Source organism: Thalassotalea marina, from assembly GCF_014656435.1.
Lineage (GTDB): Bacteria > Pseudomonadota > Gammaproteobacteria > Enterobacterales > Alteromonadaceae > Thalassotalea_C > Thalassotalea_C marina.
The window spans coordinates 87,958-111,357 of sequence record NZ_BNCK01000006.1; the positions used below are offsets into that span (position 1 = coordinate 87,958).

Annotated in this window: 15 protein-coding genes; 1 reads left to right on the forward strand and 14 read right to left on the reverse strand. The window is 38.6% G+C overall.

What is annotated here, in order from left to right; all coding sequences use genetic code 11:
• Window positions 1-23: 23 nt before the first annotated feature.
• Window positions 24-413: a LysE family translocator gene (locus tag IE199_RS13710; protein WP_189772026.1), complete on the reverse strand. Its 390-nt coding sequence runs from the start codon at window positions 411-413 to the stop codon at window positions 24-26.
• A 223-nt stretch (window positions 414-636) separates the two neighbouring features.
• Between IE199_RS13710 and ampC the strand changes: the two genes are divergently transcribed.
• Window positions 637-1,827 (forward strand): class C beta-lactamase, encoded by a 1,191-nt coding sequence (gene ampC / locus IE199_RS13715; protein WP_189771558.1) that lies wholly within the window; start codon window positions 637-639, stop codon window positions 1,825-1,827.
• A 135-nt stretch (window positions 1,828-1,962) separates the two neighbouring features.
• Here ampC and IE199_RS13720 read toward each other — a convergent pair whose 3' ends face one another.
• The 13 genes from IE199_RS13720 to IE199_RS13780 form a co-directional block, all read right to left on the reverse strand.
• Window positions 1,963-2,307: a YggL 50S ribosome-binding family protein gene (locus IE199_RS13720; RefSeq protein WP_189771559.1), complete on the reverse strand. Its 345-nt coding sequence runs from the start codon at window positions 2,305-2,307 to the stop codon at window positions 1,963-1,965.
• 214 nt (window positions 2,308-2,521) lie between these two features.
• Complete coding sequence (locus IE199_RS13725) at window positions 2,522-3,892, reverse strand: McrC family protein (RefSeq protein WP_189771560.1); 1,371 nt, start codon at window positions 3,890-3,892, stop codon at window positions 2,522-2,524.
• Window positions 3,892-6,621 (reverse strand): McrB family protein, encoded by a 2,730-nt coding sequence (locus tag IE199_RS21955; protein ID WP_229854720.1) that lies wholly within the window; start codon window positions 6,619-6,621, stop codon window positions 3,892-3,894. The genes IE199_RS13725 and IE199_RS21955 overlap by 1 nt, the downstream gene beginning before the upstream one ends.
• Entirely contained in the window at window positions 6,614-7,282 is a 669-nt protein-coding gene (locus IE199_RS13735; protein WP_189771561.1) for a hypothetical protein, read from the reverse strand. The genes IE199_RS21955 and IE199_RS13735 overlap by 8 nt, the downstream gene beginning before the upstream one ends.
• Before the next feature lie 11 nt (window positions 7,283-7,293).
• A complete protein-coding gene (locus IE199_RS13740) occupies window positions 7,294-8,526 on the reverse strand; it encodes a DUF6161 domain-containing protein (protein WP_189771562.1) in 1,233 nt (410 codons plus the stop codon).
• A 137-nt stretch (window positions 8,527-8,663) separates the two neighbouring features.
• A complete protein-coding gene (locus tag IE199_RS13745) occupies window positions 8,664-9,776 on the reverse strand; it encodes a restriction endonuclease subunit S (protein WP_189771564.1) in 1,113 nt (370 codons plus the stop codon).
• 2 nt (window positions 9,777-9,778) lie between these two features.
• Window positions 9,779-11,371 (reverse strand): type I restriction-modification system subunit M, encoded by a 1,593-nt coding sequence (locus tag IE199_RS13750; RefSeq protein WP_189771570.1) that lies wholly within the window; start codon window positions 11,369-11,371, stop codon window positions 9,779-9,781.
• 44 nt (window positions 11,372-11,415) lie between these two features.
• Complete coding sequence (locus IE199_RS13755) at window positions 11,416-14,871, reverse strand: DEAD/DEAH box helicase family protein (protein WP_189771572.1); 3,456 nt, start codon at window positions 14,869-14,871, stop codon at window positions 11,416-11,418.
• Window positions 14,872-15,048: 177 nt separating this feature from the next.
• Complete coding sequence (locus IE199_RS13760; RefSeq protein WP_189771582.1) at window positions 15,049-15,969, reverse strand: WYL domain-containing protein; 921 nt, start codon at window positions 15,967-15,969, stop codon at window positions 15,049-15,051.
• A 266-nt stretch (window positions 15,970-16,235) separates the two neighbouring features.
• The gene (locus IE199_RS13765; RefSeq protein WP_189771585.1) at window positions 16,236-17,171 is read right to left on the reverse strand and encodes a nuclease-related domain-containing protein; all 936 of its coding nucleotides are present in this window, start codon (window positions 17,169-17,171) and stop codon (window positions 16,236-16,238) included.
• 143 nt (window positions 17,172-17,314) lie between these two features.
• Entirely contained in the window at window positions 17,315-19,138 is a 1,824-nt protein-coding gene (locus tag IE199_RS13770; RefSeq protein ID WP_189771586.1) for a CocE/NonD family hydrolase, read from the reverse strand.
• Between the two features lie 479 nt (window positions 19,139-19,617).
• The gene (locus tag IE199_RS13775) at window positions 19,618-20,955 is read right to left on the reverse strand and encodes a serine hydrolase domain-containing protein (RefSeq protein WP_189771588.1); all 1,338 of its coding nucleotides are present in this window, start codon (window positions 20,953-20,955) and stop codon (window positions 19,618-19,620) included.
• Between the two features lie 104 nt (window positions 20,956-21,059).
• Window positions 21,060-23,267 carry a xanthine dehydrogenase family protein molybdopterin-binding subunit gene (locus tag IE199_RS13780; RefSeq protein WP_189771590.1) on the reverse strand — a complete coding sequence of 736 codons (2,208 nt, stop codon included), beginning with the start codon at window positions 23,265-23,267 and terminating at the stop codon, window positions 21,060-21,062.
• Between the last annotated feature and the right edge of the window lie 133 nt (window positions 23,268-23,400).

Below are 23,400 nucleotides of genomic sequence, written 5' to 3' on the forward strand. Positions count from 1 at the left end.
AGCTTTTACTTTGTACCGTACGGTTATTTTGCAAGTACTAATGAAGCTCCAAATGCAATAAGCCCTACGCCACATACTTGATTCACTCTATGACCCGCACGATGAAAAACACCGAGCACCTTCTTCGACGTAACTAACCAAGCAACTAAACAGAACCAAATCATATGCATCGCAGACATATAGACGCCATAAAAGAATGCAAATTGGTGACTACTGCTATCGTCAACTGGCACTAATTGACTAAATATACTAAGAAAAAACAGCATGGTTTTTGGATTTAGCACATTAAATAAAGGATGATTCAAAAAATGGCAGACTCGTTGCGCCTTTTGGCTTTGTTTTGTCGAGCCATAATTACGTTTCACTGCTTCCTTCTGGCACTGTAGGTATAAAAGAACGACAATTTCAACAATGGCTTAAACAACAGCTCTGTAGCTATGTTCCAAGTTAACGTTTAACTTGATTCGCCCTGCCATATTTTTGCCACAATTGATCTCAAGATTGCCCTTTTATGGTTCGAGGTAAGTGTTATATTTGCCTTGAACATTCTCAGGTTGCCAACAATTTATGAATCACTGAAATGACTGTCGACCTACATCTATATTTTAAATTTCATTACGTTGGAGTTACCTATTCATGTTAGAGGCAAAAAGTCACTGCTCTCGTTATTTGATGTTGTTTTCACTGCTTTTTGTTGGAGGTTGCGGAAATGCTGCTAATCCACAAAAGCAACAAACAATTCCTGTCATTGTTGAACAACTTATCCCTGAATTAATGAAGAAAAATGACATCCCAGGCATGGCTGTAGCTGTGTCATACAATGAAAAAGATTATTTTTTTGAATTTGGTGTGCAGGATAAACAAAGCGGCGCTCCCGTTACACAAAGTACACTATTTGAAGTTGGTTCAATCTCGAAACTCTTTACTGCAACCTTGGCGAGCAAGTCACAATTACAGGGAAAGCTTTCTTTTGAACGCCCTATTGAGCACTACATGAGTAACTTAGAAGGTACTTCGCTTGGCAAAGTACCGGTACTTCATTTGGCAACCCATACTGCTGGCGGTTTTCCACTGCAGCTACCAAATAATGTTAACACTACCAATGAGCTAGAAAATTACTATCAAACTTGGCAACCAAAAGATGCAATCGGTACGCAAAGAGCCTATGCAAACCCAAGTATTGGTTTACTCGGAATGCTTACCGCCCAGGTAAATAACACTGACTTTTCAACGCTGTTAACAAAGGAGCTACTTGCACCTGTTGAGTTAACTAATACTTACTTAGAGGTTCCCCAAAAAGCATTAGCTAATTACGCTTGGGGCAACAATAAAAATGGTCAACGAGTAAGACTCAACTCTTCATTACTTGCCGATGAAGCCTACGGGATTAAAACCTCCAATAAAGACCTGTTACAGTTTCTTAAAGCTAATTTTGCAGACTCGAATAGCACCGCTTTAATCGACAAGGCAATGCTAGATACACATGCTAGTTTGTTTGATACGGGCATGTTTCATCAGGCTTTAATTTGGGATAAATTTCAATACCCAATTAACCCTTGTACATTAAAACAAGGAAACTCACTTGAGGTGATTTTTAACAATGTGCCTGTCAAACAATTAAACCCGACTACACAAGGTTTTAAACACTATGCACTAAGCAAAACCGGTTCGACCAATGGCTTTGGAGCTTATGTCATAGTGATCCCACATAAAAAATTAGCCATTGCTATGTTAGCAAATAAATACTATCCGATTGGCGAACGTGTTAAAACCGCATACAAAATGGTGAACCGAGTATTGGGTCAAAATGACGACTATTGCGAATAACCGTATTTCCAATTGACAGCCAATTAATAACGTCACCATATTTTCTTTTTTAATTCTCTTAAACGCAAAAAGCCTGCTTAATGCAGGCTCTTTAAATTTATGATGGTGGTATGTTAGCGCTAAAGCCAACCGCAACTAACAATGGTTGGCATCAACCAAGTCACCCATTTTAACATTCGACACCAACTGATGTTTGGTCAGCCAATCGTGCGTATTTTGGATGTTTTCCTGCGTTGCCGAGCCATAACGTTCATCTGAGCAAACAAATGCTGAAAACGACTTTTCGTCGCCACCGCCACCTAAACAAAGGTGTTGCGCTTCAATAAAATCGATTAGTTCATCCATAAAGTTGTCAAGCGACTCTTCGTTTTCACATCCAAGATCACAAGAAAATTCAAAGCCATAAACGGCAAATTCATCTAAATATAATTTCTTTCTTAAACGTCGAGAACGTGTGGTTCTAGGTTTAGTTGATGACATGTGTGTTCCTAAATCATTAAATATAATGGTGGTATTTGAACATGATTGATAACTGTTAGCTAGTTTGAGGGCGTTCAGAATTCTGTGTCAGCCTAAATTACTAATTCACATGCATGGCGCTAGATGCTTACATATCTTTTAGTAAGTCTTTTTAACCAATTAAAATTTAAGGATAAGTCAATCAAAACAGTTTTTAATACTTTAGCTTTATCGTTCACAGCAAAACACATTGATTCAATGTTGAACCTGGTGGCAGCTTTAATCTTCTTAAATCTTTACACTCAGATGAAACATCGAAAGGGACAACCCATAATTTTAACAGCCCTGCATCATCAAAATTGAAACTTTGCTTTATTGGCTCTTGGAAATCTTCGTGGCTGGGATAAATCAGTATCAGCTCACCGCTACCATTTAAGTATTTATGACCATAAGCAAACATTTGGTAAAAATCAGCTTGTGATAACCCATATTTGTTACCTTCATCTTTTTGATTAATCAACTTCCATTTAGTGTCAAGTACACAAACGTTTTTGTTTTTATGATTTCCTGCAGTGTGGCGAAGTAACAGATCTGGTTTGAGTTGAAAGAGATTTTTATCCTGCCCTTTTTGCTGATGTTTAACTAAGTACTCAGAGCTGGCTTGTGTTTTCAAGCTATAACTTTCTGGTAGTTCTTTGTGTAAAATACTAGCAACGTAGCTTTCAAATACGGCTTCCATTGGGAACAATAAGGAAAATGCACTGCTTTTTCCCTGCATTGTTAATGGTGAAAACCCTTCCAAAATTAATTTTGCCCATGCTAACGGCGTTTCATAATAACTCATGCCTCTATCGAGTTTTATGCTAGCAAAATCATTTTTGATATTGGCGCTCATAGGTATGTCAGCAAAAGCAAATGACAGCTCTTGAATAAACTTTTGGTTGTTAGCACTACGGCTATAGTTAGCTACTTTTTTTAATGCAGAGTGAATCAAGCGATTAACAGGTCTATCTTGCAAGTATTCTTCATATTCAACATAGAATTTGTGCTTATTCACAAAATTATGCTGAACTTGCTTACCCACTAATAATTTACCTTTTAAAAAAGATACATTGTCTTCACACCTAACATAATCACTACGCAAGCCTCGCTTAATTAGTGTATTTACCGAGGTTAAAAACTGACTGATAAACACCTCTAATAAGGGAATTTTATTTTTAGCTAAATTAGCATTATGGGTTTGTAAATGTCGAAACTGTTTTAATGCTTTTAACATCATCAATAAAGAACCGCGAGACGCATCTTCAGCTTTTTCGCTCGCTAGCTTTTTAGCAATCTTGGGCAATACCTCTATTTGTGTACCATCAGGGGTAAAAATTACGCCTGCATAGTTTTGAACTTGCAGTACCTCACAGCTATCAATTTGTTTTAGTCGCAAAAAACGGCTTTCTGACTCATCACATAAACATAAGCTTTTTAAATATTCATATGCTTTTTCAGATATAGCTTTTATCCTAGGTGAAGCCTGCACTTTGCCACTTTTGTCATAGCCGTTACCTAAATAGCCAAACTCAAAAACCGTAGTTTGTTTTTTTACTGCCAGCATTATAGAACGCTCGTTTCAGGCTCTTTCTCTGTAACTATCTGCTCTGTCAAATCTTGCTCATTATCTGAGTTAGCCGATTTGTTTTGTTTTTTTAATACCAACGAATCATAAATGGCTTGATAAGCCAGTGCTTGGTGCCATGCTCCACTTTCGTCATCAAAGTCTGTGAGTTTGTAGGTTGCTTTTTTATCGTCGTAGGTATCTAAGCCATGGCCTTCACCGAAGATTTCATTGTATGAAACTGTAATTTCTTGGACAAATATCAAACTAGCGTGTGTATCTTTCTTTTTGCGATTATCTCCCAACACTAAACGTATTTTATTCCAATCTTCAAAAAAGTATTCTTCCAATAATGGGATAATTTTGTTTTTAAACACTTGGTGTAATTCAATAAATGCTTCATCTTCACCTTTGGAATCTAATACCTTTGTCACCGACATAAAAAAAGCATGACCTAATGTGTGCTCGCGATCATAAAGAACCTCAATGCGTTTATTCATTGTTTCAAGTAATTGTTCAAGATCAATCCCGTTGATGATTTTTCCACTAAGCAATATTGGCTTTGGCATCATTTCCACAAAATCAAAACGGCGGCGAAGGGCTGTATCCATCATTGCCAGCGACCTGTCAGCGGTATTCATGGTGCCAATCAGATACAAATTATCTGGTACATAAAATGGTTCCTCAGAGTGAGGTAAAGTTACGGTTAATGCTTCTGCGTTATTTTTTCCAAACCGTTTAGAGGGTTCAATAAGCGTTATTAATTCACCAAAAATTTTAGAAATATTGCCTCGATTAATTTCATCAATAATAAGGACAAAGTTCTTTTCTTGTTCGTGATTTGGCTCACTGTAATCGGGAACTTTATAAACTTCTTTTATGTGATTTAATATCGCTTTTGCGTAGGATGAATTGTAAATACCATCAGCGTTTGCATCGCGATAAAGTTTTCTGATGTTTTCTATTGAAACAGGGTAACCACGACCAAGATCTTCATGGATAGTCGCGTTTGGAAAAACTCGGAAAGTTTTATTCCCGTGATACTGAACAGTGAACGCCTTACCTCGCTCTGTTTTAAGGCTTACACCATCTTCCTCAATCTCAATCTTAAATTGTGAAAAAGCCCATTCAAGTTGATCATGCTCTTGATTTTCGCCTTGTTGCGCTTGTTTACATATTTTTTTAAATACGCCATCTTCAACATTATATGAAATGTTTCCATCGTCAGAAGATGCTTTAAGCCCCTCTACAAATTCCTCATAGCCATAACTTTGATGGAAAGTAACAAACCTTATACGACCTGCTTCATAAAGTTCCTTGTAAAGGCGAGTTAGTTCAGCTCTCTGTTCAAGTGTTGTACCTGAGCTTTCATCAATACCAAGAGCACTAAACATTTCAGGTTCTGCCGCTTTAACCGCCGCTTGAATCGTGTGATAGGTTTTTCCTGTGCCCGGAGGACCATACAGAATTTGATTACGCGGCGATTTATCCATAGTTTCCATCAGCATAGTAGTTTTTTTGGGGTTGCTTATTTGGCTTGTATCAAAGCCTAAATCTTTAAGAGTAAGTTTGAAATACGGCTTAAGAATTTCCTGTTCGAACATCCAATATTCTTTTTTCGGCACTTCCCAGCTTGTACCGTTAAAGCTAGGCGACCATCTTTTAGGATTACCTTTATATTGCTCAGGGCTTTCTAATTGCTTTATCACATCATAGGTGCGCATCATCCAAGCATTATCGAGATATGGCCCGTCAAAATATTGGATATCTGAAGTTACTCTAACTACCTGATATACCTTGCCACCGTAACTCAGCGATACAACATCTCCCTCACTAATTTCCTTAAATGCACTAGCGCTGCCATTCCCCGTATTTTCATGTACAGTAATAATCTGATTTTGCTCTAGCCAATCCAGTTCTTCTGTTTTGAATGTTGACGGGCTATGAGAAACTTTCCAAATTCTAGGGTTCTCAACAGAAGATGTGTCAACATAATCACTAGGCCAATACGCACCTCTAGTAATAGGAAGACGTTGGGCAAAGTTTTGTACAACACTACTACCACTTATGTCTGCGAGCGACTCAGAATTTAACGAAACTTTATAGTCTCCACTTTGATAAACTATTGTTTCGGCTTTTGGCTCTAAGGTAGCTAATACTTCTTGAGCGGTGCTGTGATCATGCCCTTTACGACCAATTCTAATCGCACCACCCGTTTTCATTTTTGTTGTGAAAATATCTAAGCTCATTTCATTGGCAAAAAGCATTAAGGTACAAAATGAATTTAGCGTATCGTCAGACCAATTTTGATAGTGCTGCTTAAAAGCATTGTTATGAATAAATTGTTGAATAACATCATCATGGGTCAATTTAATTGAGACGACTTCAATATCAATATCTAAAGATTTCACATGCTCAATGAACTTAGAAATATTGCCATCACCCCATTGGGTAGAAACCAATAGTTTATGCCCATCAACAGTTAACTTTTCATCTTCTTTATTAAAAAAGCGTTTCATAACATCATCAGAAAGCTTTAACTTATCTTTGTAGTCAGCTTCCGTGCAAAAAGCACCTTTTCTTCCTTGAATTTCAGCAGGAAATGCAACTTGTAATTGACTTAATGTTGGCTGTTTACGTTCTACATAGTCCTTAACTACGGCTAAAACCAATCGCCCTTTACCATAAACCTGTCCGTTGAATTGGTATTTTGTAAAATCTCTAGGCACCTACTTCACTCCTTTGATTTAAAATTTTAGAACACGCAGCGTAACGCTGTTCTATAGGAATATTTTTATAGTAATCACTTTCAACACCTGCGGTTAAAATGCGTTTTCTATTTCCTGTGTTGGGGTCTACAACATAAGTACTTATGTATTTAGGGGCGGCTTCATCTTCGTACCACGTAATATTAAACGCGCATAAATTCGGGAAAAAATATAAGCTTTTACAAGCTGGAATATGGGCATGAATCCACCATGCTAATGATGTCCAATCGCCTGTTTTCTCAAAATAATCTAAGTAGGATGGAATAACGATACACGCGGTTGCGCCCATATTGCCATTTTCATCTCGCCTATCCCAAATATGACCTGCATAGTTTTTTTCATTACTCGCGCAATTAGCACCTAGCTCATTCCCCAATTGGTTTACTTCGCAGCTTCGAAAAGCAGAGCGAATATGAAGTCGTCCCCATGCGTCTTGAATAGGCTCAAGCACTTTTTCACAAAGCTGCGTACCTGCTGCAACTGCCAATTCGATATCATCAGGGATATTATTAATACCATGCACGGCAGCCGTTTCTGAAAAAAGAAAATCACGTAGAAAGAAGTGCTTAGACAGCCTAATTCTAGCTAGGTTATCAAGTTTGGTGATTGTTGATTTTGACATGATGAATTCCTTTACTGCTTTGGTGATAGGCGGTTAATTAAGTCAACGAGTTGAGTGGGGCCTTGATCATTTTTAACCATGTCGGTAGTGCTTGGTCTGAATAGGGTTTGGAGTATTAGTTGGCGATCTTCCTCTTTGGGTCCTTGGCCTTTTCGTGTTAGTGCAAGGTAAGTGTGGATCATGGTTCTGCGCTCTTGAGCATCAGTGGCTAAGTGCAGATGTGACATAAATATGTTCGCTGCTACCTTTATTAGCCATATACCAAAAGTGGTAATCGCAGCTACAGTGATAAGCTTATTTAGTGCTACGTCTTTGATGGTTGTATTTAAGTGACTATCAACAAATATCATTAAAGTTGTAACGACTGCAATTATCATCACAATCATAACGACACCAAAACCAATGGCCTTATTACGATTATTATCCTTTTGAATACCCCAGTATTTAACAGCTGCGTGCAATGCTAATTTGTCGTCATAGGTTTTAGTCAGATTTTCTAAGTCCTTTTTTGAACTTAATAATTCATCATCGAATGCTGACTTGAATTGCTCTTTATGCGTTTCTAGATCGACTGATTGCGCTTCAGTTTGATCATCCCATTTCTTAATAAGTTTATCTGCATTAACTTTATGTTCTATCAACTCCACCAGCTCGATATTAAAATCAGAAGTCAGTTTGTTTCTTTGCTCTTCAAACTCTATATCCCAGCGTTCTTTTAGCATTTGCAAGGAATCAGCTTCATCTCTTACACGATCTTCATTACCAGATATATAAGCATCGGCTTCTTGCAAGCCTTGATACATTTTGCGATCAATCTGAGCTACATTTACATCAAACACTACCGCTATTGCGGCTAAGCCAAATTCATTGCTTTTGCTCGCTTGCCTTTGAATAAAGTCATAAAAAGGGGCTTCATCAGTAAACAGTTGTTTGTGTTTGAGTAAGTTAGCAAACTCCTGACTGAATTGTTCAACACGTGTGTTGTAAATATCGGGGTCATTTTTAAAACGCTGTAAGCCTTGCGTTATCTGTTTTTGTAAATTGTTCCAACTACCATCGAAAGTCGAAAATAACTGCTGCATTTGATAACGCTGGCTGACATTACTATGAAAACCGTATGATTGACGTTGTTGTTGAACCCAAGCCAACAACTTTTCAGGATCATCAAACCATTTGCTGCCCGTTTCGGTTTTGATGGTGATGCGCTTTAATTTTGCTTCTTCTTGTTCAATTTCTTCTGACATATCAACGTCCTTGTTATTCTTGTTTTAAAGTAAGAGCTATAATTCGCCAGCACAACTGAGTAGGGAACTCAGTTGAACAGCCTTTGGCTGGCCCGAAGGGTGAGCGCCAAGGATGGTGCGAATAAAGGCTTTTGGGCTCATAACCCACCTGCAAAAGCTTTTTGGCTTAGAGAGCTAAAAGCAATGTTTGATTCAAATAGCGAAGTGGTCTTTAGTGCTTTTGTAGATTCCAATTTTTTAACTACAGTATCAAACTTATTGATCAAAGCTAAATCAGGTACTGGGATTTGAATCTCTAGTAAATCAGCTTTAGTTAGACTTGGAATAGTCACAGTTTTATTTAGCTTTTCGAAATTGAAAAAGACACAAAACCAATATAAGTAATTGTGGGATATTAACTCTTTGTGTGGGACCAAACCAAAAGCCGTATCTACATTCCAAAACTTTTCCTTTACCAATATTGGTTTATTGATATTTCCTTTCCGTCCGATAATAACACTGTTCTCAGGTGTCAAATATTCGGTAGCTCTTCCCATCTCACCACCTGACCCCATAATGGGATATTTGCCGTCATCAGCTATAACAGCTTTTTGGCTTTTTCCATTTACGATTTTTAAAACATTATTCCACTTCTTAACTTCCCACCCTTTCGGGTTAGAAATAGGATCGCCGAACATATCTAGGAAGATGCTGCGGAGGAAGTCGTCGGCGAGTTTGATGGCTTGTTGGCGTTTGCGGCGCACGCTGTCGGCTTTATCTAAAATCGCGGCGATACGTTTTTGTTTTTCAAGTGGTGGAACTTCGACATCTAACTTTGCTAAGTTCCCCCTTGAAATTCGTTGCCTAGTTGTTCCAGTCACAAATTTTAAAATCTGATTATTAAAACGTTCAGAGTTGATCAAATGCATTAACCAACGGCTGTCAATTTCATCCGAAGCTGGTCTAACAATACAAATGTCAACAACTGTTACACACTTGGTATTTAACTCTGGAAAAATACATGCTCTGCCTATAGGGTCAGGCATTCTAGCAATCAATATATCTCCTTCTTCAAGATACGTGCATTTTAATTCTTCAGCTTTCTTACTAGTCATAAATCTGTTAGATTTATCAATAAAAGTGCCCACACCAATATCAGCTAACTGTATTAGCCTAACATCACCATTTGGATCTTGATCTTTACTTTCTACCCAGTCACCATCAGAAAAAACTCCGTTAGCGGTAACTAAATCTTTGAATTTTTTCATCATGATCAAAGCATACCCTCAAGTTCTTTTAAGTCTGCCAAGATTTCATTTTCCAATGACACTAACTTACCCAAGATTTCTTTTGGCGGATCGTATTGCTCTTCTTCATAAACCACTTCCTTATAGCGGTTAATAGAAAGATCATATTTGTTTGCAGCGATGTCTTCTTTACTTACCCAAAACGCTTTTTGGGTTTTATCGTTTTCTTCGCTGGTTGCGATGGCTTTGTCACGGGCTTTAAACTGGGCAACCAAATCTGGCAAATCGTTATCTTTAATCGGTGTGCGTTTATCATCTAGCGAGAAGCCATCGGCTTGCACGTCATAAAACCATACATGGTCGGTAGTACCACCTTTGGTGAAAATTAAAATCGCGGTTGATACACCTGCATACGGTTTAAATACACCGCTAGGTAGTGAAATTACCGCTTCAAGCTGGTTATTATCGACGAGTAATTTACGCAATTGTTGGTGCGCTTTAGATGAGCCAAATAATACGCCGTCAGGTACGATAGTCGCTGAGCGACCGCCTATACGTAACATACGTTCAATTAAGGCAACAAAAAGTAGCTCAGTTTTTTTAGTTTTTACTTTACGTAAAATTTCTGGGCAAACGTCTTCTTCATCCAATGAGCCTTTGAACGGTGGGTTGGCGAGAATAATTTCCATGCCTTCTTTTGCTTCAGCAGGAAATTTTTCCAAGAAAGACTGGCTTAAGGTATCTTGGTAATGGATATCAGGCTGCTTAATACCGTGCATTACCAAGTTCATCGCCGCAACACGTAACATGGTGGCATCAAAATCAAAGCCGTGGAACATATCGGTATCGATGTGTTTACGTGCGTCTTCGTCAATTAAATCACCTGAATACAAGACGTTTTCAACTTGTTTACCGTCACTGCCAAGCAGCGGTTTGCCTTCATCATCACCTTCTTCCACAAACAGGGGCTCGCGTTCAACACCTTCTGGCGAAGTGTATTTTTCAAGTAAATACTCGTAAGACACTGATAAGAAGCCACCTGTGCCCGTTGATGGGTCGCAAATACGGCTGTTTTTATCTGGGTCCATGATTTCCACCATTGCACGAATAATATGGCGTGGCGTTCTAAACTGTCCGTTAATCCCTGCGGTGGTTAACTTACTTAATAAATATTCGTATAAGTCACCTTTGGTATCAGAGTTTTCTAGAGGTAAGTCGTTAACCATCTCTACTGCTTTCACTAATAGCGATTGCTTTTGGATCATCAACTGGGCGTCTTTCATAAACTCGTTGAAAATAGCGCCCTCGGTTGATTCATCATCATTGGTTTTAGAGAAATAAGGGAATAGTTCGTCCTTAACCACTTTATAAAGTTCTTCCGCGCCTAAATGACGCAAGTTTTGCCAACGCAAGTGCTGCTCTTTGTCATTAAAACGGCGGGTAAACGGCTTTTTCGTTCTGGCGAAACGCTTTTCATCCGCTTGCTCATTCATATCAAGCATGCGGGCATACATTAAAAAGGTAATTTGCTCGATTACTGTGAGCGGATTAGTAATACCGCCCGTCCAAAATTCTTCCCAAAGTTTGTCTATTTTGCTTTTAAGCTGACCTGTGATCATTTTGCTTTTTTCCTCTTGTCGAACTGTTTAATTAAAGGCTCGACCTACAACTGAATTTCTTTATCTACTGATGTGGATTTTTGTCCTAGCTCCACATCAAACTGTTTAATAAACTGCTCTATTATATCGGCTTGCGCTTCACTAAACACGCCATCTAAGCCCATGTCATGCACTTGGGTAAATGGTGCGTCGTAGAGCTGATCAATTTTGATAACGCCATAACGCACTAGGTGATTTTTTAATAATCCAATAAAACGCTGTTGTTTAGCATTCATATGGGTATGGGTTTGCTGTACGAATTTAGTAAAGCTTTGCTCGATTGCCTCTTTATCCATGCCCACAATAGTGCGAAGAATTTTATCTAAGCTTGCCGTTGAATCTGGATAAAACTCTTTTAAGGTATTTAAATCAACATTCGGGTTTTGAATGTGAACCAATGAGTTCAATCGAGCAATATCATCTTCTGTAACAGGGCTACCAGCACGAATTTTTTGTAACACGCTATCGGTTTCAAATAGTGGCGCTAAGGTTTTTTCCACCTCTTGGCGGAAGATTTGATAGTCAATCGACACTATTTTGGTAGGGCGTTCAGCAATTTGATAGCCTGCCTCGTCTTCTCTAATGTCTAAGATGACTTCTTGTGAAGGCGGTTGAATGCCTTTTTCTCTTAAGTGAATAACGCTACGCAATGCTTTACGACTAGTTTCCAGTGTTTCGAAACCGTCTATTGATGCTGTTAAGTTTTGCCAGTATTGCTCTTTTTGAATATCTGCAATAAAGCTAGCTTTTGCACGCACTTCATTTAAATGCATTTGCAGCTTTTCAATCTTCACCATTAACGCTTGCCTAGCTAAGTCGATTTGGCTTGGGTCGGTGTATAGCAAGGTTTGGATAATGGCGATTTCATTATCAAATTTATATGCTTCTGACTGACCCATAATGTTGCGCCATTGCATCAGTGGTGCAATATGCTCATAGAGACTTGCTTTGGTTTCTGGGGCAAACTGGTTAAGGTATTTTTCGTCTTTGCACGCTTCCACTACTTGCCAATTGTCACGCACTGCTATGGTATTCAAATCTAGCGAACACACATCTTGATGAATAAGTTTTATCACTTCATCAAACGTTGCAACATCGGCTTTTTTAAGCGAGGTTTCAGCCAATAACAAGCGAGACTCAAATAGCTTTTGAGTTAGCGACTTAGACTGTTTAACGTCCTCTTCTTCTGGATCCATATCGAAATATTCGAAGTTTTCCCAGTGATCGAAAATCAAGAAGTGGGTTTTATCATTACCTTGGCCGTAAAGATCTTTACACAAGCGTGTACCACGACCAATCATTTGCCAAAACTTCACTTTCGATTTAATTGGTTTAGCAAATACAAGGTTTACACACTCAGGCACATCAATACCTGTGTCGAGCATATCAACCGATACGGCTATGCGAATGCTGTTTTCTTCTGTCGATTTAAAATCGTCAATAAGCTCTTCAGCACGTTCATATTTCGAGTGAATAACGCGGCAGAAGTTACTACCGTATTGTGGATACTCTTCGGCAAATATTTTTGCCATTAGCTCAGCATGTTTAATGTTACGGGCAAAAACAATCGTTTTACCCGGTAATTGACCATCTACATCACGTAAACCTTTTTCCATCAGGTTTCGCAATATCACACGGTTGGTATCTTTATTTTTTACCGCTTCGTCGATTTGCTTGGCGTCGAAATCTAACGTATTAGGATCAATACCTTGTTCTTCTAGTTCGGCAATTTGCTCGTCGGTGAGATTATCTTTACTGATCCCTTCGCGCAGGAATTTAGTGGTAAAGCTTACGATTTTGTAGGGTACTAAGTTACCGTCTTCTATCGCTTGCTCTAACGGGTAATTGGCCGTCGGCATTTTAAAATCGCAACCAAATAACTGACAAGTAGAACGAGATACCATTTCCACTGGGGTTGCTGTCAAACCAACCTCCAACGCATCAAAGTATTTAAATATATCGCCGTAAACATTGTAAATAGAACGGTGGGATTCATCGGCAACAATCAGATCAAAATAACCGACATCATATTTTTGGAATATGCGCATCATGCCTGGATAGGTTGCGATAAAAACACGAGCGCTGCTTGCAGCTTCTTTTTTACTTTTGCCAACCACATATAATGGCTCTTTGGTAAATTCGTTAAAGGCATTACCCGCTTGTTTACGTAACTCTTTACGGTCACAAAGGAATAACACTCGTTTTGCCCAACCAGCATCCAAAAGGCGTTTCGCCAGTGCGATTGATACTCGCGTTTTTCCCGTCCCCGTTGCTTGTACGATAAGAGACTTACGGTGTTTGTTGGTGAAACGCTCACAGACACGCGATATGGTTTCCATTTGATACAAACGGCCAGCCACATCGGTATCGATAGGCGTTTGGTTGAGATCTTTTTTCAACGTTCGTTGCTTAATAAGGTATTGCAGCGAGTCTTTTGAGTAATACCCGTAAAGCTTGCGGCTGTTATAGCCCTGTGCATCGTCTAAAATACGAATGTCGTAGCCATTTGAATAAAATATTACTGGGCGCTGACCATATTCCTTTTCTAGCGCATCAGCATAGATTTTTGCTTGCTCGCGGCCTTTTTCTGATGAATGCCTTGTGGCTTTCGCTTCGATTACAGCCAAAGGCTTGCCATCATCATTCCACAGCACATAATCAGCTCTTCCGTTTCCACTATTCGTTGGCTGATGTGGCAAATCTACTTCTTTGCCCACTTCATCGGTGCTAGATTCTTCCAGTGAAACATTCCAGCCCGCTGCACGTAAATCCATATCAATAATACGGGCGCGAGTTTCAGCCTCATCAAACTTAAAGCTTGATGTGATTTTCTTATTCAGTGATTGCACTTGGCTGACTTTTTCAGCGTCAATTGCTTGTTTAAGCTTTGATGCTTCAATTTGTGCCAGTTTTTGCGCTTTTTCAGAAGCTTCCAGCTCTTCTAGTGCTTTCTTTAATCGTGCTTCATTTTCAGCTAGCTGTTTTTCAAGTTGTTTGTTCTTTTTAACAAACTCTGTTCCTGACTGACCGTTTGGCTGGGTTTGCTCAGGGATTGAAAAATTAGGACAATCCTCTTGCTTGCCTCCCGCATAAGCCATAAAGAGGTAACTCGCGACAAAGTAACTTTCTTTTAAAATCCAGATAGCTTGCTGCTGATCGACTTTTCCTTCATGCGCAGCTTGGTTACCGCTTTTACGGATCGCATGAAGTTTGTCAGTTATTAAACCAGGTACGACACTGGTGAAGTCGTCTGAGGTTAATTTGTCATAAATGTTAGAATTGGGGAATACGGGTAGACGAAGCTCCTTGTACAAATAGCCAACCACTTTCTCAGCAAAGCAACGTAACTTTACTAAAGCACTTTGTGGGTCACTGATCACATAGTCTTCTGCAAATGCAGCAAGCTGATGTAATTCAGGCCATTTGGTTTGGATATGTTCAAAATTCATTGACTGCTTCATTCCTGCTTATTCCTTGTGTCGCTTCCTATATGGCAAGCGCAATGCCAAATTCGAAATTATTGTTGATTATCTGCTTTATCATTTTCAATTCCCAACCGCTTCATCCAGTTTGTTAGCGTTTGATGGTCTTTTAAGCCCAACATTTGGGTAGTGTGTTTCTTACCAAATACCCATTACTTAATACTTATTATCCAAACTAACTTTGCTATTTTGACTTTCATAGCCAGGCGCTATTGCAAGGTTTTCTGCGCCGTATAATGTTTTTGTATTGCGCAAATATAACTGGTATTCACCACCTTGCAGCGTGGCGTTTTCAGAGCAATCAACGTTCCAACGGCGCAATAGATAACCAGCAAGTGCAGCTCGAACGCTAAGATTTAGGACGCCATTTTGCATGCCATAATCGAGTTCGATTGCTTTGGGGTGTTTTATATTTTCGGGATGTGGCACCAATTGCAGTGGCATCATTCTGTTCCACTGGTGATCTTCCTGGCGGCTTTCAAACAACTCAATGTTATTTACTAACCCTGTGACTTTGCTGATACGTGTTAGTACAAAGTCGAGAAATCTTTCACTTTTTCGATCGAAAGCCCGAACGTGCCAGCGTAAACCATTATCAACAATAGCATGTGGCACAATTTCTCGGGCGCCCGAGCCACTTGACAGTGAGGTATAAATAATACTGACAGGCTTTTTATTTAAAATAGCTTGAACTAACCGCGCAACAATAAAAATATCGGGCACATTTAGTTGGCTTGGTGCTTCTACAGGGAATTGAATATCGCCGATGGCGTCATATCCATTACTAATATCATTTGCCAATTTCACCAAGGTTTTTCGAGCGTCGTGCTGAAAAAGTGGTTTAAATTTTTTAGTTTGATAGTAGGTTTTGTTTGCGTTATCAAAGCGTAAGTTGTCAATGGCAAACTCTTTATATAATGCGATATCACGGGTGGCATTAGCCATACCCATTTCAAACTTGTCAGTTAAGTCGCTACGAGTGAAATGCCCACGAAACAGCAATACAAAATCTATAAATGCTAACCGCTGTTTTTGCGCAAAAGACAATTGCTCTTTTTGTTTATTATTCTTTGGCATTTAAAATGTTAACTTTTCATTGTCATCATTTTGATGAGCACCATAATGCTTAAACATTAGAGTTTTGGCAAGAGTTATTTGTACTTCATGGCTACTTTGTTTTATTAAACACGGTAGCATTTTAAGTAACAAACAATAGATTAGAAAAAGCGTTTTAAGGACTATCGATTGGTGGTATCTTTTGCTGTGTTCAGCTCTATCGAGGCTACCCCTCTCATCAGTTTATTGATCAATAAATATGATTAAAAAATCATAAGCAGCCAAACTTAAAAAACCTGCACACTATGAGAGCAAGCAGAGCAGTTTAACGTGTACGTGTTTTTTCGTTTATTCACCTTGGTTGTACTACTACTGCACTTAGGACAAGCCATTTTCATTGAGGTATTAGTGTCACATTTACTGCAATGAATAAAATAGCCATAGCGGCCATATTGAGGTGTGATATGTTCAGAGCTTTCGCAGTTTTTACATTTTAGGATACTGCTAGTTTTAAAGCTTTCTGGCTGAGCTTGTTCTACTGTTACCTCTGGTTTTGGTTTATCTTCAGGATAATTGGTTGATGCATAGTTTTGTAATAAAAAGTCAGTGATTGATTGTAACTCTACAGGGCTAAAATCTGGTCTAGTATCTAAAGTCAGTGCACTAACAAGCTTGTGTTTTATGTTCATTATCTCAATTAGCTTGTCTGCGATAAATTCTGATTTCACTATTTGCTCAGAAACTTCTTTAGGCATAGCTTTTCGTTCAATAATGGCATTGCTTGATATTGCGCAAATTGCAGACCAACGTCGCAATCCAAATGACTGTTGCCTGATACCAAAAAGTTTAGGTAAAATTGCCGCCCGATGCTCATGCAAATACTCTTTTAATAACTTTTGCTGTAATTCAACTTGTTTGATAGGTGACGGTATTCCAGACCACTTTTGATTAAAACTGCGCGACCACTCACCATGCTGATTCACTTTAACTTCACCAGTAATGCTTTTAGATTCGATCAATACAAAGCCATAGGGATAAACAATTAGATGATCTATTTGCGCAGTTTCATCGTTATGGGAAAACTGAAAATCATTGATAACAAATACTTGCTCGTGATTTTTAAACGCTCTTCTGAGATAAAAAGCGACATCTTGCTCTTGTTTTTGACCAGCAATTGCCATTGGCGCTTTAGCGTTTATTAGTTTCTTTTCCTTAAGAATCATCTACTAATTCCATTTTCTTAATACTTGAGAAATTTTATCTTATAGCAAATTTTTCAAATCATTAAGCCTTTTACTTTCAAAAATCGAATGTGTAAACACCGACTTTATTAAAACAGAATTCATAAAATAGAAGTTGGCCATTGTTACCTTTTTAAATTTTCATCGCCAATTCGGCCAGAATTTAACCCTCGTGTTTTCATTGATGCAACATTCCCAGCATCATCAAACTGAAACAGTATCTGCATATTGGATTGACCATCGTCACTTTTAACTAGAAATAAGTCGTTTTTATACGGCCACAGTTTTAATGGTTTGTCCCAGTAATTTGAATATAGGAATAACTGGCCATTTTCTCTATATATTTTGCGAAAGCGCTTTTCATCGACAACATATTTGCCAATGTATTTGGCCACTTCAATATCGGGTACAAATTGGTTTTTATAGTCTAAATAGTCTTCACCAAGTGTAGTTAACGCTTTGATAGTTTCCTTATGAATAGGGTTATCTTTCAATGCCTGACGATAGTGTTTGATCGCTTGCTCCTTGATACCAAATTTCAACTGATAATCAGCCAACATTGCATGTGTTTGATACCAATTTGGAAATGCTTCAAGTGATAACTCTAAAGTTAAGATTGCTTCATCAAAACGCTTACGTTGTACCAAGTTTTTGGCTGTGGCATTGAGGCTGCGCCAACTTAAACGGGCAGTATATTCTGGCGAGTAACTTTCAATATCGCTTAATATTGCTCTGACATAGTGAAAGCCTCGTTGCAAAATTAAGTTTGGGATTGTTTCAGGTAATAGTGGTTGTTTCTTCGCTTTACCCCACTCAAAGCTATGCTTTATATCCCGTTGTGGACGCTGTAGCACAGCGCCTTTATCTAACAAACTGAAATTTAAAAAATCCAGCACATTGTAACTCATATCCGCATAAAAATTAGTAATCGCCGTTTTCTCTTTTGGTGAAAACTGTTCAAATTGCATTCGTAGTTGCAACTGCTCCGATGAAAAATAGTAATGCGTATTATGGTCGTATCGTATTAACCATTTATCAGCAAAATTCACTTGTTGATAAAAGTCGGCGGGGTTTAGCGAAGGTTGTTTCATGTTCTTGCTAATCATCAATAATTTTGCGGTAAACTCAGACGGTTGGTAAAAAGGGCTCGCCTGTAAATCCTCCAGCCACCCTTGAGACATAACAGAGCTATCTAGTGAAACAACAGCGTCAATATCCTTGTTCTGTGTTGCAAAAATAAGGTTTGACAGCCCACCTAAACTAAAACCAAGGGCCGCCACCTTAGAATTTTGAGTAAACCGCTGAGCAAACTCCCATAAAAAAGATAAATCTGCGGCTTGAATATTAGCTTCATCAATCGACTGCTTTTGCAATCGGGTAAACTCCCCTTTTGCCGCAACGGAAACAACAATATAACCATGACTCGCCAAAAACTCACACAGCAACGCATTATCATGGATTGATGCATTCATTGGAGGTGCGTACAACAGCACAGGAAAGTTATCTTCGGCCACTTCAATATTTAAATAACTTCTAGTAGGTTGTTGCCAAAACTTTATATATCCAGCTTTTGCATTTTCAGGTAAAGAATTCAAAAGGCTATTAATGTGCTGATCTCGTTCAAACTCAGATTGCCTAGAAAAGTCCACTTCAGAGGAAGTAAAAGCAATGAAATCTCGATATGTTAGCGGTGTTTTCTCTGCTGTATTTTTACCAGGAAACCACATCGCCACTTGCATGGGCCGGCCAATAGGAGAAAGAGTTTCTTTTCCGAAATAGTCATATTTAGGCGCAAAAGAGCGTCGTTTGTCATATTCATGAAACAACTTAAACCCTACTTTATATTGACCCAGCGGCAATGACTGATGAAAAGAGGCAATGGATAATTGGCTATATAATAAAGTTATTGAAGCAATTATGAATGGAAGTAAGCTTTTAATTTTCTGCATAAAAGAGCCATTTATTTTTGTTCTCTTTGTAATAGTCGGAATACATTGAAAAAAAGTTTGGTTACAAGGCCTTTTACTTTTATTTATTTTTTTAGTTGCCCAATGGATGTCCTCATACAATCAAGCTTCGTCTATTTATCTTCTCAAATTCAAAGTCCTACTCATTGTTACGAAATATATTTTTCAATCATTTTTGCCATATGAGCAAAACGTTCGTAAAACGGCTTAAATTTGTTTATTCATTTGTTACTTTCCACCATGAAGTAGAAACTATTTAAGAGCACTCAATACTATATCTAGCACAGCTAAAAAGTATTAAGTAGATTAAATAATCCAGCGCTCTAATCTAACCTGTAGCTATATTGATGTTTTTATTAGGATGAACACTCAACAAAGAGGTGAGAACCAAACACAAGGCGTGACAAAGGTGACTACCATCAACTTAATCAAAGCCTGTAGCGGCTCTATTCACTATATTCTCAATTTAATTGTTCTGCTCTAATTTTTTTAGCTTCTTTTAACTTACCATTTGCGATAAGCGCCTCTGCATAGCTATCCCAGCCGTTTTTATAATCGGGATAAACTTGAGTTAAAAAAGAAAACAACTGCTCAGCCTCTGCTAATCGACCATGCGATAAGTATAAATAACCACTTTGATTTAGCTGCACTGCGCTGGGTAGGTCCCATCTTTGCGCTATTTTTGCTTCGCTAAAAAGGCTTAACGCATTTTTCAAATCTTTAGAAATAACTTTGTTTGTGATTTGCTTAAATAAGTTTTCATGCGGTAAAGGTTCTTCCATGCCTAATACAGCATTTGCAAGCTGGTTATATAAAGCGCTGACATAAGCGGGTTTTTCATTAGCCAGCGTCACCACAATCAGTTGATGATCAAGGTATGTTGAAACATTGGCAACAAACCCTTCATTTGACCCACCATGTGTTATTGCTTTGCCTTTAGCCCCCTCATTACTTGGCCAATTATATGAATATTTGAATAAACCGTGATTATGTTCCATCATCTGCGCAAAACTTTCTTTAGACACTATTTCACCCTTGATCAACGCACGCTGCCAATGATACAAATCAGCAACTGACGAATACATTGCCCCATGCCCAATGGCGTAGTTTTGTTGTAGCGTTTGTAGCGAGATAACTTGTCCATCAAGGCGATTCGTCCCTTGCACTAATGACGATAATGTTTGCATTGAAATAACACCGGTATCTGATAACAAAAACGGCTTGGTGATTTTATTTTCCAGCACTTGTGTAAAAGACTTTTTCGTTACCGCTTCAATAACAAGTGAAAGAAGTGCAAACCCTGCGTTGGAATAGCGTTTTGTTTTATTTTGTGAAACAAATATATTCTTTAGCCGTTGTAATCTTTGTAAACTCGTCATATCACGAGTTTTATCTCGCTCTGCAATAGTGACAAAGTCTCGTGGTAATCCACTTCTATGTTCTAGCAATTCTTGTATTGTTATGCTGCCAACAGGATGGCCTGAAAACTCTTTGATGTAACGACTAATGGGTTGGTTAAAATCCACAAGTCGCTCTTCTTTTAATAGATAGATGAGTACTGCCGTAAATTGTTTTGCAATTGAGCCAATTTCAAACCTCGCCGACTGAGGTAATTTGGCTGAACTGACAAAAGCCACCACTTGCTGATCAATTGCCACCAGAGCATTACCTTGGAACATGTTATGTTCAATGTATGCTTTGGTAATTTTTGTCAGCTTATTGTTTAACTCATTTGAATGACTTGGAGCAACGATGACCATAAGGAAAAAAGTCAAAGAAACTAGTTTAATTAAACGCACAATTAACCCTAATTTTTAGTTTTATAATCTTAAGTGTCGTCTTCGTTTTAAAAGGTTTAAATCTAAGCAGCTCTGTACGCTTTTGAGCTGCCATAAAGTCACTTTTAAGCCAATACTGGACAAGGTAATTCTTTGTATCTTTTGCCGTTTAAATTAAATATTGCATTTAATACGGCGGGAGCTGTATCTGGCACAGCGGATTCTCCAACCCTATTGGGAGCGCGCTCACTTTCCATTAAATGAATCTGTATATTGGGCACATCGTTTGTTCTTAAAACGGGGTAATCGTGAAAGTTTGACTGCACAACCTTACCATCGAGAACTTGAATCGCGGGGTTTTTAAGTGCCGACAAGCTCCAAATAATACTTCCTTCAATCTGCGACTTAACTAGTTGAGGATTAATCACCTTTCCACAATCAAATACACAAACAATTTCATCAATTTGTACTTTATCTTCTCTGCTACTCACAAATGCTATTTGGCAAACAAATGTGCCATAAAAGTAACTAAGAGAAATCCCCTTACCTTGATTTGGGCTAAGTTCCTTTTGCCAATTTGTGATTTTTTCAGCTTGCTCTAAAACAAAACGTAACTGGTCTCGAACTTTAACTCGATTATTAAAAGATGATTCATTTAGCCCTTTCTCCTTTGTAAAAACGGCTTTTTGAGATAACCATTGTTTACGTAAGGCTATAGGGTCAACTTCTAATTTTGCCGCAACCTCATCAATAAAACATTCTCTTGCTAGGCCCTGAGGGTGCGCATCAACACTGCGCCAAGATCCAGGCAATAACACTAAACTGTCTCCTTCTGCATGACGGGAGGAGCGATGAGTAGTATTACCTGCGTAATAATCCAACATATTATTTCTCGCAAGCCAACCGTAATTATTGCCACTGCGCGTTAATGAATCCCATGCAACAGGGTTACTATCTTCATCTAACATTATCGTGTGTTCATCTATTCTCGCTAAGTGATAGCGCCCATGTTTAATACAATCTTGCCTAGACCATGTTACTTTTACTGGCCTTTGTAATTTCACCGCTAAGTATGCCGCTTCAACGACAAAATCGTAGAAATAACGTCTACCAAACCCACCACCGGAGCGCATAGAGTGAATAACGATGTTTTTCTTGGAAATTCCCGTGCACTCAGCCACATAGTCTATTGCTAACGTAGGTGACTGGCTGCCCGCCCACAAGGTTAGCTTTTTTCCATCGTAGTTAGCAACGGCATTAAGAGGCTCAATATGCGCGTTTTCTTGATAAGGATTGTAATATTGACTGGTAAATATTTTGTTTGATGGAGCTTTTGAAATTTCATTTTGTACCTCACCATGGGAGACTATATCGCGAATGTTATCTAACGAAATATCTTGCATGTCCTTTTTGATACGCAAGTCATCATGCCCCTCGTATTTACTTTTTGACCATGAAAGTTTTAAACGTTTCCGACCTTCCATTGCATGCCAGGTTGTTTGCGCAATGACCGCCACACCACTTTTAGTGCCTCGATACTTTTCTTGCCATTTATTTTCAGCACTAGTTTTGAAAGGAAAAGCAGGCATTTTTATTGTCGCTATCACTCCATTTAATTGGCGACATTGGCTGTCGTCCACAGACAATAAATCACTATCAGTTGTTGGACTTCGTTCAATACTGGCGTGAACCATATTGTCTAATTGAATATCGATAGAGAACTTTTGCTTACCAGCTGCGATATCTTTGTTTTCGATAATAGCAAGCGGATTACCGATAAGTTTTAAATCTACATTGTTTTTTAATGGTGCGTTTGCAGGGACATTTCTTTTTATCACAGAGTCATACAATTCAATAAACGGTAAAAACTCATCAGTTCCACGCCGCATAACTTTGCTATTTGATACCTTGCATTCACTTTGGGCGCATTGCCAATATTGACTAGCACTTTCTACAAAAAGCTGCCTAAGATTTGCTGCAGCTTGGCGCAATGGCAAATACGCAGTTAGCATACCGTTACTGCCCGCAGAAGATTCCAATGAGTGTTCAATTGCAGTAAATGCAGTAAGAGGTGGGCGCTCAATAATAAACTGACTCCAGTCGGCTCCAAGTTCATCACAAACTACCATCGCCAACCCGGTCGAAATCCCCTGCCCCATTTCAGGCTTTGTGTCTCGATAAACAATTGTCCCATCAGCGTTAAAACGCAAATAAATATTTGCCTGAAAACTGGTATTGTTGTCTGCCGAACGCACAGGAAAATTCAGACTACACAATAGAGCTCCCCCACTGCCAAGAGAAACTTTTAAAAAACCTCTTCTGCTTAATTCCATATGCACCTCGATTTTTCCAACGTTGATAAAACTCATCAATAAGTCGACAAACTTATGGCAAGAAAACCACTCTAAAACAAAGTTTAAAAAAGATGAGATAAAAAACACATTACCGCTGAGCTGATAATAAAGG

Coding starts and splice junctions, on each gene's coding strand:
- IE199_RS13755 (WP_189771572.1), bottom strand. CDS start 14,871: ATGAAGCAGTCAATGAATTTTGAACATATCCAAACCAAATGGCCTGAA.
- IE199_RS13720 (WP_189771559.1), bottom strand. CDS start 2,307: ATGTCATCAACTAAACCTAGAACCACACGTTCTCGACGTTTAAGAAAG.
- IE199_RS13750 (WP_189771570.1), bottom strand. CDS start 11,371: ATGATCACAGGTCAGCTTAAAAGCAAAATAGACAAACTTTGGGAAGAA.
- IE199_RS13770 (WP_189771586.1), bottom strand. CDS start 19,138: ATGCAGAAAATTAAAAGCTTACTTCCATTCATAATTGCTTCAATAACT.
- IE199_RS13740 (WP_189771562.1), bottom strand. CDS start 8,526: ATGTCAGAAGAAATTGAACAAGAAGAAGCAAAATTAAAGCGCATCACC.
- ampC (WP_189771558.1), top strand. CDS start 637: ATGTTAGAGGCAAAAAGTCACTGCTCTCGTTATTTGATGTTGTTTTCA.
- IE199_RS13725 (WP_189771560.1), bottom strand. CDS start 3,892: ATGCTGGCAGTAAAAAAACAAACTACGGTTTTTGAGTTTGGCTATTTA.
- IE199_RS13780 (WP_189771590.1), bottom strand. CDS start 23,267: ATGGAATTAAGCAGAAGAGGTTTTTTAAAAGTTTCTCTTGGCAGTGGG.
- IE199_RS13745 (WP_189771564.1), bottom strand. CDS start 9,776: ATGATGAAAAAATTCAAAGATTTAGTTACCGCTAACGGAGTTTTTTCT.
- IE199_RS13735 (WP_189771561.1), bottom strand. CDS start 7,282: ATGTCAAAATCAACAATCACCAAACTTGATAACCTAGCTAGAATTAGG.
- IE199_RS13765 (WP_189771585.1), bottom strand. CDS start 17,171: ATGATTCTTAAGGAAAAGAAACTAATAAACGCTAAAGCGCCAATGGCA.
- IE199_RS13760 (WP_189771582.1), bottom strand. CDS start 15,969: ATGCCAAAGAATAATAAACAAAAAGAGCAATTGTCTTTTGCGCAAAAA.